At 66.7% G+C, this 17,383-nt stretch carries 13 protein-coding genes and 1 tRNA gene; 9 read left to right on the top strand and 5 right to left on the bottom strand.

Annotated elements, in window-relative coordinates; translation table 11 throughout:
- Positions 1–143: 143 nt before the first annotated feature.
- Positions 144–656: a hypothetical protein gene (locus AC3WJE_RS18510; RefSeq protein WP_493732297.1), complete on the top strand. Its 513-nt coding sequence runs from the start codon at positions 144–146 to the stop codon at positions 654–656.
- Positions 657–666: 10 nt separating this feature from the next.
- On the top strand, positions 667–2,442 hold the full coding sequence (locus AC3WJE_RS18505) for a chloride channel protein (RefSeq protein WP_493732296.1): 1,776 nt from the start codon (positions 667–669) through the stop codon (positions 2,440–2,442).
- A gap of 103 nt (positions 2,443–2,545) precedes the next feature.
- Here AC3WJE_RS18505 and hrpA read toward each other — a convergent pair whose 3' ends face one another.
- Positions 2,546–6,820, bottom strand: coding sequence for an ATP-dependent RNA helicase HrpA (gene hrpA, locus AC3WJE_RS18500; protein ID WP_493732295.1), 4,275 nt, complete (start codon positions 6,818–6,820; stop codon positions 2,546–2,548).
- 86 nt (positions 6,821–6,906) lie between these two features.
- Here hrpA and AC3WJE_RS18495 point away from each other — a divergent pair, with 86 nt between their 5' ends.
- The 7 genes from AC3WJE_RS18495 (at position 6,907) to AC3WJE_RS18465 (ending at position 14,739) form a co-directional block, all read left to right on the top strand.
- The gene (locus AC3WJE_RS18495; protein WP_493732294.1) at positions 6,907–7,467 is read left to right on the top strand and encodes a Dps family protein; all 561 of its coding nucleotides are present in this window, start codon (positions 6,907–6,909) and stop codon (positions 7,465–7,467) included.
- A 509-nt stretch (positions 7,468–7,976) separates the two neighbouring features.
- Positions 7,977–9,779: a DNA helicase RecQ gene (recQ, locus tag AC3WJE_RS18490; RefSeq protein WP_493732293.1), complete on the top strand. Its 1,803-nt coding sequence runs from the start codon at positions 7,977–7,979 to the stop codon at positions 9,777–9,779.
- A 124-nt stretch (positions 9,780–9,903) separates the two neighbouring features.
- Complete coding sequence (locus AC3WJE_RS18485; RefSeq protein WP_493732292.1) at positions 9,904–10,389, top strand: hypothetical protein; 486 nt, start codon at positions 9,904–9,906, stop codon at positions 10,387–10,389.
- A 90-nt stretch (positions 10,390–10,479) separates the two neighbouring features.
- Positions 10,480–10,878 (top strand): response regulator, encoded by a 399-nt coding sequence (locus AC3WJE_RS18480; protein ID WP_493732291.1) that lies wholly within the window; start codon positions 10,480–10,482, stop codon positions 10,876–10,878.
- A 222-nt stretch (positions 10,879–11,100) separates the two neighbouring features.
- Positions 11,101–13,200 (top strand): DUF1631 family protein, encoded by a 2,100-nt coding sequence (locus AC3WJE_RS18475; RefSeq protein WP_493732290.1) that lies wholly within the window; start codon positions 11,101–11,103, stop codon positions 13,198–13,200.
- Complete coding sequence (locus tag AC3WJE_RS18470) at positions 13,197–13,541, top strand: PilZ domain-containing protein (protein ID WP_493732289.1); 345 nt, start codon at positions 13,197–13,199, stop codon at positions 13,539–13,541. The genes AC3WJE_RS18475 and AC3WJE_RS18470 overlap by 4 nt, the downstream gene beginning before the upstream one ends.
- A gap of 259 nt (positions 13,542–13,800) precedes the next feature.
- Positions 13,801–14,739, top strand: a complete 939-nt coding sequence (locus AC3WJE_RS18465; protein ID WP_493732288.1) for a cyclase family protein — start codon at positions 13,801–13,803, stop codon at positions 14,737–14,739.
- Between the two features lie 124 nt (positions 14,740–14,863).
- On the opposite strand, the gene AC3WJE_RS18460 is transcribed toward AC3WJE_RS18465, so the two are convergent.
- The 4 genes from AC3WJE_RS18460 to ybgF form a co-directional block, all read right to left on the bottom strand.
- A tRNA-Lys gene (locus tag AC3WJE_RS18460) sits at positions 14,864–14,939 on the bottom strand.
- A gap of 52 nt (positions 14,940–14,991) precedes the next feature.
- Entirely contained in the window at positions 14,992–15,666 is a 675-nt protein-coding gene (gene queC / locus AC3WJE_RS18455; protein ID WP_493732287.1) for a 7-cyano-7-deazaguanine synthase QueC, read from the bottom strand.
- A 173-nt stretch (positions 15,667–15,839) separates the two neighbouring features.
- Complete coding sequence (gene queE / locus AC3WJE_RS18450) at positions 15,840–16,526, bottom strand: 7-carboxy-7-deazaguanine synthase QueE (RefSeq protein WP_493732286.1); 687 nt, start codon at positions 16,524–16,526, stop codon at positions 15,840–15,842.
- A gap of 50 nt (positions 16,527–16,576) precedes the next feature.
- Positions 16,577–17,383: a tol-pal system protein YbgF gene (ybgF, locus tag AC3WJE_RS18445; RefSeq protein WP_493732285.1), complete on the bottom strand. Its 807-nt coding sequence runs from the start codon at positions 17,381–17,383 to the stop codon at positions 16,577–16,579.

The raw sequence follows: 17,383 nt of genomic DNA, 5'->3' as shown, positions 1-17,383 counted from the left end.
AAGCCGGCCATCGAAGATGACACCTACGTTAACGCGCTCGCGCCATCACGAACAGCACACGATGCCGGCCGCAGCCATCGCTCGATTGAGCCCGACGCCTCAACGACTACACTAACGGCGTCCTTACTTCTGGAACCACTCCGATGCCGATCCCGCGCGTCCTTCCCGCCGCCCTGTGCCTGGCCCTGGCGCTCACCGTCGCTCCCGCAAGCGCCCAGCGCGTGGTCTCGGGTGACCTGCAAACCCAGATGTCGGCCAGTGAGTTCAAGGCCGCCGGCCTGGATAAGCTCAGCCCGACCGAACTGGCCGCGCTCAACGACTGGCTGCACGGCAAGGTCCGCAAGGAAACCGAGATCGCAATGGAACAGGCCAAGGAGGAAGGCCGCCAGGAAGTGATCGTCAAGAACCGTGGCTTCTTCGATTTCGGCAGCAAGGAGCCGATCGAGAGCACGCTGGTCGGCGACTTCGATGGTTTCGGCAAGGGCAAGAAGTTCGTGCTCGCCAATGGCCAGGAATGGGAGCAGGTCGAGTCGGCCAGCCTGTCCGGGGTACGCCTGCAATCGCCGCAGGTGAAGATCAAGCCGGGCCTGGTCGGTGCGTGGTACCTGCAGGTCGGCAACTACAACACCCAGGCCAAGGTCCGGCGCATCAAGTAACGCCACGACGATGAAAACGCCGGTCGGCTGGCTACAGCGCGTGCTGCAGGCGATACGCCGGCGGATGCGCAGCGGTGAAGGCTGGCTCATCGTGCTCGCGCTGCTGGCCGGCCTGGTCGCCGGCCTGCTCACCCTGCTGCAGAGCGGGCTGGCACACGGGCTGCAAAGCTGGCTGTATGGCCTGGACGAGGACACGCGGCTGAGTTCCAGCGCGCGGTTGAGCTTCGTCGCACTGCTGGCACTGCCGATCGGCGGGCTGCTGGTCGGGCTGGTCAGCCTGGCCGCGACCCTGCGCAAGCGCCGCCTGCTCGATGCGGTCGAAGCCAATGCGCTGCACGGCGGCCGCATGTCGATGCGCGACAACCTGATCGTCTCGCTGCAGACGCTGCTGTCGAACGGTTTCGGTGCCTCGGTCGGGCTGGAAGCGGCCTACACCCAGATGGGTGCGGGCAGCGGCTCGCAGCTGGCCAGGGCGCTGCGATTGCGGCGCTCGGATATGCGCACGCTGGTCGGTGCCGGTGCCGCCGGCGCGATCGCCGCCGCATTCGGCGCGCCGCTGGCCGGGGCGTTCTATGCGTTCGAGATCGTGATCGGCGCCTACACGCCCTCGGCGCTGGCACCGGTGGCCGTGGCCGCGCTGGCCGGCAGTTTCATCGCCCAGGCCGCCGGTGTGTCGCCCTACATGCTGCCGGCCGCTTCCGAAGTCAGCCTGCATCCGCGCGACTACGCGATATTCGCCGTGCTCGGCCTGGTCTGCGCGCTGGTCGGCATCGTGGTGATGCGCCTGGTCACCGGCATCGAGCAACGGGTCAACCGCAGCCCGCTGCCGAGCTGGGGCCGGCCGGTGGTCGGCGGATTGCTGCTGATCCCGCTGGCGATGGCAACGCCGCAAGTGCTTTCTTCCGGCCACGGCGCACTGCACGTGGACCTCACCACGCACCTGCCGCTGCTGTGGATCGGCGGCCTGTTGCTGGCCAAATGCCTGGCCTCGGGCATTTCGCTCGGCTTCGGCTTCCGTGGTGGCCTGTTCTTCGCTTCATTGTTCATGGGCACGCTGGTGGGTGCGCTGTTCGCCGGCTTGATCAACCACGCCGCGGGCGGCGACGTGGTGGACAGCACCGGCGCCGCGCTGGCCGGCATGGCGGCATTGGCGGCGGCGGTGGTCGGCGCACCGATGACGATGGCGATGCTGGTGTTGGAAGGCACCCACGATTTCGTACTGGCCAGCGCCGTGATGGCGGCGGTGCTGGTTGCCAATACCGTGGTGCGGCAGGCGTTCGGCTATTCGTTCTCGACCTGGCGCCTGCAACTGCGCGGCGGCACGATCACCAGCGCGCGCGACGTCGGTTGGGTACACACCCTCAGCGCCGGCCGGATGATGCGCAAGGGCACCGGCACGATCGCCGCCGATGCCAGTGTCGAGGAATTCCGCCGCCGCTTTCCGCTCGGCTCGGATACGCGCGTGGCGTTGCTGGACGCGGAACAGCGCTACGCCGGCATCGTGCCGGTGGCACGGGTCTACGCCGACGGCGTCAAGGCCGACGCAACCGTGGCGGCGTTCGTCGACAACCGCGAGGTGGCGCTGTCACCCGATACCGACGTGCTGACGGTGATACGCCGCTTCGACGAGACCCAGAGCGATGAAATGGCGGTGGTCGATGCCGAAGGGCATTTGCTCGGCGTGCTGTCGGAAGCGTTCGTGCGCAAGCGTTATGCCGAGGAACTAGACAAGCGCCAGCGCGAGATGATGGGCGAGCGGGTCGAGGACAGCGACGGCGATAGCTGAGCCGCCATTGCGTGGAGCGGAGCTTGCTCCGCTGCTTCTGCGCTGGGGTGACAGGCGGCAGAGCACGAGCAGCGGAGCAAGCTCCGTCCTACCAGATCGGGGGTCAGCGCTCCTGCAATGCAGCCGCCCGCTGCGCCAGTTTCTTCGGCGAGATGCCCGACTTCGCCCCCAGTTCCTGCGCGAATGTGGACACCCGCAGCTCCTCGATGTCCCAGCGCAGCGCCTGCCACTGCGGCCGCGACTGCCGACCTTGCGCGGCGGCATCGTCCAGCGCATCCAGGAACGGCTTGATCTCCAGCATCCGTTGCTGATCGCGTGATGGATCGCGCTTGGCGCGTTCGGTGCGCAGGACCATCGCCTTGAGGTAGCGCGGGTACTGCGCCAGCGCATCGGCCGGGGTGTCGCGCAGGAAGCCCGCATGCACCAGTCCGGCCAACTGCCGTTCCATGTCATCCAGGTTGCCGCGCGCCCAGCCCATCAGCGGCGCTTCCAGCAGCGGTTTCAGTTCGCCGACCAGCGTCAGAATCGACTCGGCCAGCTTCAACCGCTCCATCGCCTCGCCGAACAGGCGCTTGCCGGCATCCTCGCGGCGGCGCTCGAAGGTGGCGCGGTCACGGATCGCATCCAGGCCCTCGGCCAGCACCGCGTTCATCGCCGCATCGACCAGATCGCCGCGCAGCCGCTCCTGCGACTCGATCGCCGCGTACAGCAACCCGGTTTTCGGCGACACCGGCAACTGCTTGCGCGCCTGCTTGACCTTCTCGGCCAGCGCAATCTCCAGCAGCCGGCGCACGCCCCGCGGATGCGCTTCGAATGCCTCGCTGCGATCGGCAAAGATCCGCAGCGCGGCGGTCTCGCCCGCATCCACCAAGGCCGGGTAAGCCGGCACGCCAGCCTCGCCCGGTACCTGCTCGGGAATGGCCTGCGCCGGGAACTCGCGCAATCCCTCCACCGCCATCTCGCGCCCTGCACGCACCGCGAACGCACGCCCGGCGCGCTCGCCGAAACGCGCGCGCAACGTGTCCAGCTCACGCGACTCGGCCAGCACCTGGCCGCCCTCGTCGCGCAGACGCAGATTCATGCGCAGGTGCGGCTCCAGCGCCGTCTCGTCGAAGTCGAGCGCCGCAACCTGCACGCCGGTAGCCTTGCTGAGAAACCGCGCAAGCTCGCCACGGATATCGTCCGCCGATGGCTGCTGGAACGCCTCGAAGAACGCGCGACCAAAATCCGGCGCCGGCACGTAGTTGCGTCGCATCGCCTTCGGCAACGAACGGATCAGCGCCGACGACTTGTCGGCGACAAAGCCCGGCGCCAGCCACGACAAGCGCGCCGGATCGAGCGCGTTGAGCAGGTGCACCGGTACTTCCAGGGTCACGCCGTCGTCCACGGCGCCCGGCTCGAACTTGTAGTGCAGCGCCAACCGCGCATCGCCGAGCGCGAAATATTTCGGGTAGCGATCTTCCTCACTGCCCTCGCCAGGCAGCAGATCGACCAGCGACCAGTGCAGGCCACGACGCTTGTCCTCGGGCAGCACCTTCCACCACGCATCCAGCGCGCTGGCGGAATGGATCTCAGAAGGCACCCGGTCCAGATACCAGCGCGCCTGCCAGCCCTCGTCGGCCACCAGCCCGGCGCGACGCAGCTTGGCTTCTTCCTCGTGCGCCTGCTCCAGCACTTTCAGGTTGTCGGCGACAAAACCGGCACGGGTGTTGATCTCGCCGGTCACCAGTGCCTGACGCACGAAGATGTCGTGCGAAGCGACCGGATCGATGCGGCCGTAATGCACCGGCTTCTTCGGCGCCAGCACCAGCCCGAACAGGCTGATCTGCTCGGACGCCACCACCTGCCCCTGCGCGCGCGACCAATGCGGATCGAAGTGCTTGCGCAGCAGCAGATGCCCCAGTTCGGCGATCGCCCAATCCGGCTCGATCGCGGCATTGGTCAGGCCCCACACCTTCTGCGTATCCAGCAGCGTCGCGGCGAGCACCCACGGCGGTGGTTTCTTCGCCAGCGCCGAACCGGGAAACAGCAGGAAGCGTCGCTGACGCGGTGCCTGGAAGTCGCTTTTCTCGGTGCGATGCCCGATCTGCGTCGGCAAGCCGGCCAGCAGCGCGCGATGCAGCGCCTGATAGGCGGCAGCACGCTCGCGTTCGCTGATGCGCGGGACCTGTGGGAGGGACTTCAGTCCCGAGGGGGCTTCACCGGTAACGCCCGTCGGGACTGAAGTCCCTCCCACAGGTTGCGCCGGCATAGCCTTGCCTTCGCGCGCCAGACGTGCGGCGCGATGCAGCTCGCCACGGGTCGGACGATTGCCGCTGCCCTCGCCCTGGCCGGGCTCGGCAGTTCCCGCCAACAGCGCCTGCAGCAATCCCGAACTCGCTGAGGTGGCGGCCTGACGCGGCGCATCCGCCTTTGCCTCCGCTCCACCGCGACGCGACTTGCCGGCCGAGACTGCGGCATCCGCGCCGGCATCGTCCCAGCCCAGCTCCTCGCACAACAGCCGCAACTGCCGATGCAGCTCGCGCCACTCGCGCATGCGCAGGAACCCGAGGAAATTCCGCTCGCACCAATCGCGCAGCTTCGACTGGGTCAGATCTTCGTGCGCCTGCCGGTAGCCCTCCCACAACCGCAGGATGCCGACGAATTCCGAACGCGCATCGGCAAATTTCGCATGCGCGTTGTCGGCGGCCTCGCGTGCTTCCGGCGGTCGCTCGCGCGGATCCTGGATACCCAGAAACGCGGCGATCACCGTCATCTCGCGCAGACAGCCCTGCCTGTGCGCGGCGACCAGCATCCGCGCCAGCTTGACGTCCACCGGCAATCGCGCCATCTGCTTGCCGGTCACGGTGAGCCTGCGCTCGCCATCGACCGCGCCCAGCTCGACCAGTTGCTGCCAGCCGTCGGCGATCGCACGCTCGTCCGGCGACTCCAGGAACGGGAAATCCTCGATCCGGCCCAACCCGAGCTGCAGCATGCGCAGGATCACGCCCGCTAGCGAAGAGCGCCGGATTTCCGGATCGGTGAACGCCGGCCGCGCCTGGAAATCCGCTTCGGCATACAGCCGATAGCAGATGCCCTCGGCGATGCGCCCGCAGCGGCCGGTGCGCTGGTTGGCGCTGGCCTGGCTGATCGGCTCGATATGCAGGCGATCCAGCTTCTGGCGCGGGCTGTAACGCTTCACCCGCGCGTAGCCGGGATCGACCACATAGCGGATCCGCGGCACCGTCAGCGAGGTTTCGGCGACATTGGTCGCCAGCACCAGCCGGCGCCTCGGCCCCGGATTGAACACCCGATCCTGATCGGCCACCGACAGCCGCGCGTACAGCGGCAGCACCTCGGTCTCTCGGTACTTGCGTCGTTCCAGCGAATGATGAGCGTCGCGGATCTCGCGTTCGCCCGGCAGAAACACCAGCACGTCGCCCCGCGGATCGATGCGGGTGATTTCGTCGATCGCCGCGACGATCGCATCGTTGATGGTGAAACCGGGAATGGAGGATCGGGAATCGGGAATGGGAGCGGCAGATGACGGCGAACGTTCGCCATCTCGCGCTTTCGCGGCTCCCGAATCTCCATTCTCCATTCCCGGCTCCACCGGCCGATAGCGCACCTCCACCGGAAAGGTCCGACCTTCCACGCTGATCACCGGCGCATCGTCGAAGTGCTGCGAGAAACGTGCCGTATCGATCGTCGCCGAGGTGACGATCAGCTTCAGGTCCGGACGCTTCTTCAACAACTGCTTGAGATAGCCGAGCAGGAAATCGATGTTGAGGCTGCGCTCGTGCGCCTCGTCGACGATGATCGTGTCGTACGCCGACAGCCAGCGATCGCTGGCGATTTCCGCCAACAGGATGCCGTCGGTCATGAACTTGATCCGCGAGGCATCGCCGACCCTGTCGGTGAAGCGCACCTGGTAACCCACGATCGTGCCCAACGGCGACTTCAGTTCCTCGGCCACGCGCGTGGCCACCGCGCGCGCGGCGATCCGGCGCGGCTGGGTGCAGCCGATCATCCCGGCGATGCCGCGCCCGGCCGCCAGACACAACTTCGGCAGCTGCGTGGTCTTGCCCGAACCGGTCTCGCCGGCGATCACCACCACCGGGTGCGCACGGATCGCTTCGATGATCTGCTCAGCCTCGCGCGCGATCGGCAACTGCTCGTCCAGCGTGATCGCCGGTTGCGCCTGCGCCCGCACCTCGTACCTGGCGGCGGAGGCCTGCGCGGCCTGCTCGAACGCCTCGCGCAGCTTCGCGTTGCCCGGCTGGTCGCGCCAGCGCGCCCACAGCCCGAGCAGGCGCCCTCGATCACGGCTCAACCCACCTTCGATCAGCGCCCGGCCTTCACGAAGCCTGACGCTGTAATCGGATTCAATAGAAGACATCAATCGTTAGACCAAGAATATTGAATTTCAATAAATCGTATATCGGGCCTATTGTGAGGCCCAATCACGCAGCAAGGAGAACCCCCATGGCCAAAGCCAAGACCAAGAGCACCGCCAAGACCGCCAAGAAGAGCGCTACCAAGACCCTGGCCGAGGCGGCCGCGTCTGCGCCGAACATCGATATCGGGATCAAGGGCGGTGATCGCAAGAAGATCGCCGACGGCCTGTCGCACTACATGGCCGACGCGTTCACCCTGTACCTGAAGACCCACAACTTCCACTGGAACGTGACCGGCGCGATGTTCAACTCGCTGCACCTCATGTTCGAGACGCAGTACACCGAGCAGTGGGCCGCGCTGGACGACGTCGCCGAGCGCATCCGCGCCCTGGGCTACAACGCACCGGGCTCGTACAAGGAATACCTGTCGCTGACCTCGATCCCGGAAGAGCCGGGCCTGAGCGACAGCGCCGACTGGCGCGAGATGGTACGCCAACTGGTCTCAGGCAACGAAGCGGTGTGCCGCACCGCGCGCAAGGTGCTGAGCGCCGCCGACAAGGCCGGCGACGACCCCACCGCCGACCTGCTGACCCAGCGCCTGCAGACCCACGAGAAGTACGCGTGGATGTTGCGTTCGCTGCTGCAGTAAACCCCCCGGGCTTCGCCCCTGCGGGTTTGCCCAAGGTTGCGCCTGCGGCGAAACCTTGGGCCCCCGCTCAATCGCCGGCCACAACCCCGCGCCTGTCGGCGCGCCCCCTTGACTCAAGGGGGCTCCTGGACTGAGCCAAAGGGGACCTTCGTCTGGAACAACGCCGGCGCACGTGCTCAGGCCAACGCGTTGAAATCTCTACCGTCGTCCCCGCGAAGGCGGGGACCCAGGGGCGTTCGACCAGCATGCGGCCCACTTGCAGTGCCAGCGCCCTCCGTGGGAGGGACTTCAGTCCCGACGGGCGTTACCGGTAAGGCGTCGGGACTGAAGTCCCTCCTGCAGGATCACCAACAAGATCACCGCCGGACCTCCCAATCCCCACAGCCGCCCCCGCACTTACCCGATAGCACACCGCCATCACCACGGACGGCCGTCCAGGCGCGGCGCGGTATCCTATGGCTCATCCCTCGCAAGAGCCCGCACATCCACATGCGGGGATTCAATAGCGCATGTCCTCCCCCGCCCATGAACTGCTGAAGCGCGTCTTCGGTTACGACGACTTCCGCGGCCCGCAGCAGGCCATCGTCGAGCACGTCGCCGCCGGCAACGACGCGCTGGTATTGATGCCCACCGGCGGCGGCAAGTCGCTGTGCTACCAGGTGCCGGCGCTGCTGCGCGAAGGCACCGGCATCATCGTCTCGCCGTTGATCGCGCTGATGCAGGACCAGGTCGAGGCGCTGCGTCAGCTCGGCGTGCGCGCCGAATTCCTCAACTCCACCCTCGACGCCGAGAACGCCCAGCGCGTGGAGCGCGCGCTGCAGACCGGCGAGCTGGACCTGCTCTACGTCGCCCCCGAACGCCTGCTCACCCCGCGCTTCCTGTCGCTGATCGAGCGCAGCCGGATCGCCCTGTTCGCGATCGACGAGGCCCACTGCGTCTCGCAATGGGGCCACGATTTCCGCCCGGAATACCGCCAGCTCACCGTGCTGCACGAGCGCTGGCCGCAGATTCCGCGCATCGCGCTGACCGCGACCGCCGACCCGCCGACCCAGCGCGAGATCGCCGAGCGCCTGGATCTGGTCCACGCCGAGCACTTCGTCAGCTCGTTCGACCGTCCCAACATCCGCTACACCGTGGTGCAGAAGGACAACGCGCGCCGGCAGCTGCTGGATTTCATGTCGCGCCATCGTGGCGAGGCCGGCATCGTCTACGCGATGTCGCGGCGCAAGGTCGAAGAGACCGCCGAGCACCTGGCTGCGCAGGGTTACACCGCACTGCCCTATCACGCCGGCCTGCCGGCCGAGGTGCGCGCGCAGAACCAGCGCCGCTTCCTGCGCGAGGACGGCATCGTGATGTGTGCCACGATCGCCTTCGGCATGGGCATCGACAAGCCGGACGTGCGCTTCGTTGCCCACGTCGATCTGCCCAAATCGATGGAGGGCTACTACCAGGAGACCGGCCGCGCCGGCCGCGATGGTGAGGCCTCCGAGGCATGGCTATGCTACGGCCTGGGCGATGTGGTGCTGCTCAAGCAGATGATCGAGCAGGGTGAAGCCCAGGAAGAGCGCAAGCGGCTGGAACGCGCCAAGCTCGACCACCTGCTCGGCTACTGCGAATCGATGCAGTGCCGCCGCCAGATCCTGCTGGCCGGCTTCGGTGAGACCTACCCGAACGCCTGCGGCAACTGCGACAACTGCCTGACCCCGGCCGCATCCTGGGACGCGACCGTCCCGGCGCAGAAGGCGCTCAGCTGCGTCTATCGCAGCGGCCAGCGCTTCGGCGTCGGCCAGCTGATCGACATCCTGCGCGGCGGCGAGACCGACAAGATCCGCCAGTTCGGCCACGACAAGCTCAGCACCTACGGCATCGGCCGCGACCTGGACTCGCGCGCCTGGCGCAGCGTGTTCCGCCAACTGGTCGCCGCCAGCCTGCTGGAGGTGGACAGCGAGGGCCACGGTGGCCTGCGCCTGACCGACGCCAGCCGGCAGGTGCTCAAAGGTCAACGCCAGGTGATGATGCGGCGCGACCAGACCGCCACCCGCGAGCGCGAGCGCAGCAGCACTCCGCGCACCGGACTGCCGGTGCAGACCGAGGATCTGGGCCTGTTCAATGCGTTGCGCGGCCTGCGCGCGCAACTGGCCAAGGAGCAGAACGTGCCCGCCTTCGTGATCTTCCACGACAGCACCTTGCGCAACATCGCCGAACAGCGCCCGGGCAGCCTGGATGAATTGGCCCGCGTCGGCGGCATTGGCGGCGGCAAATTGGCGCGCTACGGCCAGCAACTGGTCGAAATCGTCCGCGAGCAGGGTTAGGGTGTCACCCATGTCACCCCCGCAAGAAAAATCCAGGAAATCGACAGCGCTCATTCAATCTGGCGTTGCTAGTTTCATCAGTACGCCCCAGACACGGACGCCCGTCTTTCCGAGAGCCTCGCCCATGAAACGTACTCTTCCCCTGCTCGGCGCCCTGCTTGTCTGCACCAGCGCGATGGCCCAGGAAACCGGCAGCACCAGCGCCGACACCAGCACCACTGACGCCACCTCCGCCGCCGCGCTCGACCTGAGCGTGCCCAAGGACCCGATCCAGTACAAGGGCGACCCCAGCTACTCCAAGGATCCGCCCGGCACCTTCTACGGCGACACCAGCGGCAAGTCGGCCTCGGCCACCGTGCGTGCGCAGCAGGCGATCGCCGCGCGCGCCGAGCAGTGCAAGGGCGATCTGCACGGTAGCGTCAGCACCGGCTTCGGTTATTCCAACCGTGGCGGCAACAGCAACTGGCAGAGCGCCAATCTGAATAGCTGCAAGACCTACTACGACGATGACGGCAACGCTCACGAAGTGGGCATCAGCATCAGCGTCGGCCGCATGGATGGCCCCGGGTACTACGGACGCGGCCGCTACGGTGGCGGCCCGATCTGGTAACAACGGCGCCGGGCACGAGCCGCCTGCTTATTTGACGGCTGTTTCACCGCCCACTCCAACACAATGCGGCTCACGCACCCGGGAGCCGTCATGCGTACCGCCACCGATCACCCCGTCGTCCTCGTCGCCGAGGACGGCGAAGGCACCCGCCACCTGAGCTGCCTGGTGCTCGAAAGCTACGGTTTCATCTGCCATGGCGCAGACACGGTGGAAACCGCGATCGAACTGATCCGCCGCGAGCCGCTCATCGATGTGGTATTCGCCGACATCCATTTCCCCGGCCCGATGACCGGCGTCGATCTGGCACTGCTGGCCCAGCGCGCACCGTTCAACCTCCCCGTGCTGCTGACCTCCGGGCAACCCTTGGAGTACGTCGAGGACATCCTGCCCGACGGGGTGCCCTTCCTCGAAAAACCCTATACCCCCGAACAGCTGCTGCATGCGATCCGCCAGGTCATGCGCCCGCGCAGCCACGCAAGCGCCGCCTGAGTACAGCGACGGGCAGCGCCAAAGCATTGACGCAGCCCTTCACCACTCCCGGCGTTTTCCTCAAATCACACATCATCGGCATGCCGATGTCTTGGTAAGGCGCGACAAACACGCCCCGTGCCGCCATGGCGGCCCGGGGCGGATGGCTTTAGAATTGCGGCGGGGATGTACCGGGGTCAATCCGATGCCGCAAGGCGACAGGCAGAATCCGCACCCGTCCGCATGTCCATGCCCCCGTCAAATTCGTCGGCCTTCTCGCCGACAGCTCTCGCCCCCGCCGCGCTGCCGCCGCGGGTCGCACGCATCATCCAAGGCTATTTCGCCAGCGTCGCCGACGAGCTGAAACCACGCGTCGGCATGATGCTGGTCGAGCTCGAACGGCAGATGATCGAGCTGATCGAAACCGCACGCCACCACGGCATGCAGTCCGAACGGATCGCCGACCTGCACGCGCTGCGCCAACGCAACACCCAACTGCTGCCGTCGCTGCTGGCAACGTTGGAAGCCCAGTTGACCCAGCTTCGTCAGCCGCGTCTTGGCGACGCGAGCTTCGCCAGCCCGCAGCACATCGACTATCAAGTCCTGTCGCTGGTCGAAGACGCGCAGATGGACCAGGAGATCGTCCTCACCGACATCGTGCGCCGGCACGAAACCCGTTCCAGCATGCCGCTGCTGCTGCTCGGCCAGCGCTTCGGCGTGCTTGCCGGGTCACCGGCGTTCGAACTGTCACGCGTTCCGGCAGGCCCGCAGTCGCTTTGCGATGCCCTGCGCGAAGCGATGCCGGCGCTGCAACTGAGCCGCCCTTCGCAATTGCTGCTGTGGAACATCTTCGATCGGCATGTATTGACCGACTATCCCAGGCTGCTCGATGCGCTCAATCTGATGCTGGAAGCCGAAGGCGTGCTGCCGGGCCTGGTGTTCATCCCGCGACGCGTGCGCAACGAGCAAGTGGCACCACGCACCGGCGGCGAACGCCCCAGGACCGACCGGCCCGCACCGTCGATGCCACCGGCCTGGACCGCACCCGCAGCGCAGGAAAGCCCACGCGAACGAGTGCCGACCGCGGACCTGCTGGCGGCGCTGCAAGACCTGCAGGCCACACCATCCGCGAGCGCGCGCCCGCAGGACCTGAAGGCACTCCAGCAGGCCCTGCTGGAACGCCTGCGTCCGCAGCACGGCCCGCAACCCGAACTCGCCGCGGCCGATGCCGACGCCCTGGTACTGCTGGAACAGCTGTACGCGGAGTTGCGTCGCGAGGTCCGCCCGGGCGCGCCGGCCACGGCCTTGCTGGCGCACCTGCAACTGCCGCTGGCGCAGGTCGCGCTGCGCGACCGCCAGTTCTTCCTGCGTCCGCAACATCCCGCACGCGGCCTGCTGGATGCGGTCGCCGAGGCTGGCGCCCATTGGCATCTCGAGGAAGAACAGGATCCGCAGTTGCTGCCGCTGCTGCATCTCGCGGTCGAACACGTGGCCCGGCATTACCAGGGCGACGAAAACGTATTCGAGCAGGCCAACCGCGCCGTGCAGCGCCATCTGCAGGCCGCCGCGCACAAGGCCGACCTGACCGAGCGTCGCCAGATCGAGGCCGCCCGCGGCCGGCAGCGGCTGGAAATCGCCCGGCAGCGTGCCTCCACCATCATCGATGACGCACTGCATGAGCGGCCGTTGCCACCGGCCGGACGCAGCCTGCTCGACCAGGCCTGGACCGACGTGCTGACCCTCGCTCAACTGCGCCAGCGCGAGAACTCGGATACCTGGGGCGAACTGCTGCAGATCACCCGGGAGATCGTCGCTGCCGCCACTGCGCCAGCCGGCGCCGCGCACGATCCGCAACTCCCGGATCGGATCGACCAGGCGCTGCGCCAGATCGGTTATCACGAGGAAGAAGCGCAGGCGATCGCGCTTCGCCTGGCCGGCGCCGAGATCCACGCCGAGCCGGCCACATTGCTGCAGGAGCGCGCACGCCTGGGCGGCGAACGCCCGCCGATGGCTCCGACAGCACCGCGTACGCCCACGGAGCAAGAGTGCTTCGACCACCTGCGCACCCTGCCCCACGGCACCTGGTTCGAGATAGCCCAGAACTCACCGCAGCAGGGCGTCCTCCGCCGCCGGCTGTCCTGGTACAGCGCAGACAGCGACCACGCCCTGCTGGTCAATCCGCGGGGTCAGCGCAGCGGCGAGCAATCGCTGGACAGCCTGGCGCGACTGATGGCCCAGGGCCGCGCCCGCACACTCACTGAAGACCGCAATCGGCCACTCGATCGCGTCTGGCAGACCGTGCTCGACACCATGTCCCGCCTCGACGGAGAAGCCCGCCCATGAGCCAGAGGGAATCGCGCCGCGCCGAGCGTTATCCGGTCGCGCAACCGGTGACGGTGGTCGACACCATGACCGGAAATGCGATCGGCCGCATCGCCAACATCTCCGAGAGCGGCATGCTGCTCATCGCCCATGCGGAGCTGGTCGAAGATGCGCTGTATCAATTGCAGTTCCAGCCCAGTCACGGCGCGGCCATCGACGTCGGCGCGCATCTGCTGTGGAGCAGCCCGGCCAGCACACCGGGACAAAGCTGGGCCGGCGTACGCTTCCTGACCGTATCGGCCAGCCATCGCGAGGCGCTGCGGCATTGGCTGGGTACGCTTGCAGCGGCGGGGCCGATCTAGATCAAATCCAGACTCCGACAGAGCAAACCCTACTCACGCTCGCTAATGCGTGACCCTCTTTCACAACAAGCCCAATCAACCTCGGTAGAAGGTCGCGCGAAGCACCGAAAAGAGCCGCCTTCCGCGACCTGCACCTCCCACCAGCACGCCGCTGCGCGGCCTCCACGCCCGGCATGTCGATACATGCGTAGCCCCAACTCTGCGCCCCCTTGGCAGCCGATTACCATGGACCGATCCCCACCACACGGTGCCGTCGTCCATGCCTACGTCCCACCGCAACGCTCTGCTCGCCCTTGCCCTGCTGCTCGCGCCGATCCCATTCACCGCAAGCGCTACCGATCTCTCGCTGTGGAACACCTACGAGCAGACGCTCAAGCACGCCAAGTACATCGACCTGACCCACGCATTCTCGCCACGGCAACCGGTCTGGCCCGGTTTCGCACCGGCGAAGTTCAAGCCCGCGGTAGCCGGCAACGATCTCGGCGATTACGCCAAACCCGGCGACGAGTTCACCTACGACAAGCACGGCTTCATCGCCACCGCTTACGAACTCACCACCGACCAGTACGGCACCCAGCTCGACCCGCCCGCACACTGGAATCCGAAGGGCGCGACCATCAGCGACCTGCCACCCACCTATGCGGTGCGTCCGCTGGTGGTGATCGACATCCACGAGAAGGTCGCCAAGAATCCCGGCTACCACGCCACCGTCGCCGACATCCAGGCCTGGGAAAAGAAACACGGCCCGATCCCCGAAGGCTCCGTGGTGATGATCCGCTCGGACTGGTACAAGCGCTGGAACGAAACCGAGCGCTTCGCGAGCAAGCCGTTCCCCGGCATCACCCTGGACGCGCTCAAGTACCTGCACCTGCAGCGCCACATCCTGTTCCACGGCCACGAACCGCTGGACACCGACGCTACCGACAACCTCGAAGGCGAGCACTGGCTGCTGCACCACAACTACACCCAGGCCGAAGGCGTAGCCAATCTCGACCAGGTACCCGAAGCCGGCGCACTGATCACGATCGGCTTCGCCAAACCCGAAGGCGGCACCGGCGGCTTCGCCCGCTACATAGCGATCGCCCCACCCGACTGGCCACACGGCGTCACCATCGAACAGGCCCCCGGCGCGCCGCTGCCTGAGCAACCCTATCCGCTCAAGCGCGATGCCGACGGTGTGCTGCGTCCTACGCCATAAGCCGGTACACGCCCCAATAAAAACCCCGGCACATGGCCGGGGTCGGGAACACTGGGATCGCGAGGAACATGCCCATGCAGCGGTAATCGATCCACCGCTTGCGTCACGGATGTCTGTTTCTGGATGGTGGGCCGTGATGGATTCGAACCATCGACCAGCGGATTAAAAGTCCGATGCTCTACCGACTGAGCTAACGGCCCAAAAACGAACACCCGGCCTCACGCCGGGTGCGCATTCTACCCCAAGGGGGTGTCAACGCGAAATCGAATAGCGCGTAGGGTCTGCCACGCCAGCATCGGCAAAGCCGGCTGCGCGCAGTTCGCACGCGTCGCAGTGGCCGCAGGCACGTCCGTCACCGTCGGCGCGGTAGCACGACACCGTCAGCCCGAAGTCCACGCCCAGCCGCACGCCCTCGCGCACGATGTCGGCCTTGCTCAGGTATTGCAACGGCGCATGCACGCGCAGACCCGCGCCCTCGACCCCGGCCTTGGTTGCCAGATTGGCGAGCGCCTCGAAGGCGGCAACGAATTCCGGGCGGCAGTCCGGATAACCGGAGTAATCCACTGCATTGACGCCGCAGAACAGGTCGTTGGCGCCGAGCACCTCGCCCCAGCCCAGCGCCAGCGACAGCATGATGGTGTTACGCGCCGGCACGTAGGTAACCGGAATCCCGGAACCGCCGGCCTCGGGCACCTCGATGTCAGCGGTCAGCGCCGAACCGCCAATGCTGCGCAGATCGACGTCCACGACTTTGTGCTCGACCACGCCCAGCGATTCCGACACCCGCGCCGCAGCCGCGAGTTCGGAGGTGTGGCGCTGGCCGTAACGCACGCTCAGCGCATGCACCGCGAAGCCCTGCTCGCGCGCCATCGCGACGACAACCGCCGAATCCATGCCACCGGAGAGGAGGACGACTGCTTTTTTCATAAGGACCGTGATTCGTGATTGGGGATTCGTGATGGGTCAAAAGCTACAGCATCGGAAGCCGACACACTTTCCCGGCAAGTGCTTGCCCGCAGCATGCAGGGGGATCCGTGATGGGTTACAGGCTACAGGGGGATTCGGGCGGAGTGGCTTTCCGAATCACGAGTCACCGCTCCTCAGCGCCCCGGCTCGTCGTTCCACAGCAGCTTATGCAACTGCAGCTGGAAACGCACCGGCAGGCGGTCGGCGATGATCCAGTCGGCCAGCTCGCGCGGCTCCACTTCGCTCTTGCTCGGCGAAAACCATACCGTGCAGCGCGCGGACAGCGCATGCTCGCGCACGATCCCTCGCGCCCATTCGTAGTCGGCGCGGCCACACAGCACGAACTTGATCTGGTCACGCGCGGTCAGCAGCGGCAGGTTGTCCCAGCGGTTGCGGTGGACCTCGCCGGATCCCGGCGTCTTGATGTCCACGACCCGCGATACCCGCGCATCGACTGCCGAGACGTCCAGCGCGCCAGAGGTTTCCAGGGACACATCCAGGCCCGCATCGCACAGCTTCTGCAGCAGCGCCAGGCAACGCTTCTGGGCCAGAGGTTCGCCGCCGGTCACACATACATGACGTACGCCGTGCCCCACCACCTCGGCGACGATGTCGTCGATATCGCGCCACTGCCCGCCATGAAACGCGTATTCGGTGTCGCAGTACAGGCAGCGCAGCGGGCAACCGGTCAGGCGCACGAATACCGTTGGCCAGCCCGCAGCCTCGGCCTCGCCCTGCAGGGATAGGAAGATCTCGGTGATCTTCAGCCGCGGCAACGGCGACTGGACGATCTCACTGGGGATGGCGGCGGCGACGGTCATGTGGCGGGATCATACGGCCCGCAACCACGGCGGCAGGCCTGGGAAAGGCTTCAGCGCAGCTGCTGGCCGAGCTGGATGGACTGAAGGCGATCCTGCGCCACCCGGGCGGCATCGCTGCCGGGATACTTCGAAATGACCTGCTGCAGCGTCTGCTGCGCATCCTTGGCCTTGCCCTCGCCATACTGCGAGAGACCCAGCTTCAACAGGCCACCGGAGGCCTTGTCGTGCGTGGGATAACGGTTGACGAGGTCGCGGAACTGCACCTCGGCCAACGGGAAATTGCGAGTGGCGTAGTAACTCTCCCCGAGCCAGTACAGCGCATTGGGGGTGTAGACGCCATTCGGATACAGCTCGAGGAAACTCAGGAACAGCTGCGACGCATCGTCGTACTTGCCGTTCTTCAGCGCATCGAAAGCCACGTTATAAGTGGTGCGCTCATCGCCCGTGCTGACCAACGTGCCTGGATCACCATGCACTGAAGGCGGCCGCTCGGAAGTGGCCGCCGCACCGGGCTTGGCCGGAGCCGCAGGAACGCTGTTGCCCGAAGCCGCGGGCAACACGGGGGCCGCACCGCCTTCGAGGCGATTGAGGCGACCGTCCAGATCCAGGTACTGATCCTTGATCTGCTGCTTGAGCTGATCGTTGTCGTGCTGGAGCTGTTCCACCGTGCCCTGCAGATCACGCATTTGCGAACGCAGAGCTTCGATCTGGTTCAGCAAATCCATGTTGGCCTGCGGGTTGGCGGCCTGCTGCTCGAGCACGGCGACGCGATCGGCCAGACTCTGCCGTTGCGCATACGCCGGCGCGGCGGCCACGAGGGCCGCCGCGACGAACAGGGTGACTAACCCAAAACGCAT

The organism is Pseudomonas sp. GW821-FHT07E12 (assembly GCF_058986605.1).
This window is presented reverse-complemented; position numbering and strand designations above follow the sequence as displayed.

Coding starts and splice junctions, on each gene's coding strand:
- AC3WJE_RS18505 (WP_493732296.1), top strand. CDS start 667: ATGAAAACGCCGGTCGGCTGGCTACAGCGCGTGCTGCAGGCGATACGC.
- AC3WJE_RS18495 (WP_493732294.1), top strand. CDS start 6,907: ATGGCCAAAGCCAAGACCAAGAGCACCGCCAAGACCGCCAAGAAGAGC.
- AC3WJE_RS18470 (WP_493732289.1), top strand. CDS start 13,197: ATGAGCCAGAGGGAATCGCGCCGCGCCGAGCGTTATCCGGTCGCGCAA.
- AC3WJE_RS18510 (WP_493732297.1), top strand. CDS start 144: ATGCCGATCCCGCGCGTCCTTCCCGCCGCCCTGTGCCTGGCCCTGGCG.
- AC3WJE_RS18485 (WP_493732292.1), top strand. CDS start 9,904: ATGAAACGTACTCTTCCCCTGCTCGGCGCCCTGCTTGTCTGCACCAGC.
- AC3WJE_RS18465 (WP_493732288.1), top strand. CDS start 13,801: ATGCCTACGTCCCACCGCAACGCTCTGCTCGCCCTTGCCCTGCTGCTC.
- AC3WJE_RS18480 (WP_493732291.1), top strand. CDS start 10,480: ATGCGTACCGCCACCGATCACCCCGTCGTCCTCGTCGCCGAGGACGGC.
- ybgF (WP_493732285.1), bottom strand. CDS start 17,383: ATGCGTTTTGGGTTAGTCACCCTGTTCGTCGCGGCGGCCCTCGTGGCC.
- queE (WP_493732286.1), bottom strand. CDS start 16,526: ATGACCGTCGCCGCCGCCATCCCCAGTGAGATCGTCCAGTCGCCGTTG.
- queC (WP_493732287.1), bottom strand. CDS start 15,666: ATGAAAAAAGCAGTCGTCCTCCTCTCCGGTGGCATGGATTCGGCGGTT.
- AC3WJE_RS18475 (WP_493732290.1), top strand. CDS start 11,101: ATGTCCATGCCCCCGTCAAATTCGTCGGCCTTCTCGCCGACAGCTCTC.
- hrpA (WP_493732295.1), bottom strand. CDS start 6,820: ATGTCTTCTATTGAATCCGATTACAGCGTCAGGCTTCGTGAAGGCCGG.
- recQ (WP_493732293.1), top strand. CDS start 7,977: ATGTCCTCCCCCGCCCATGAACTGCTGAAGCGCGTCTTCGGTTACGAC.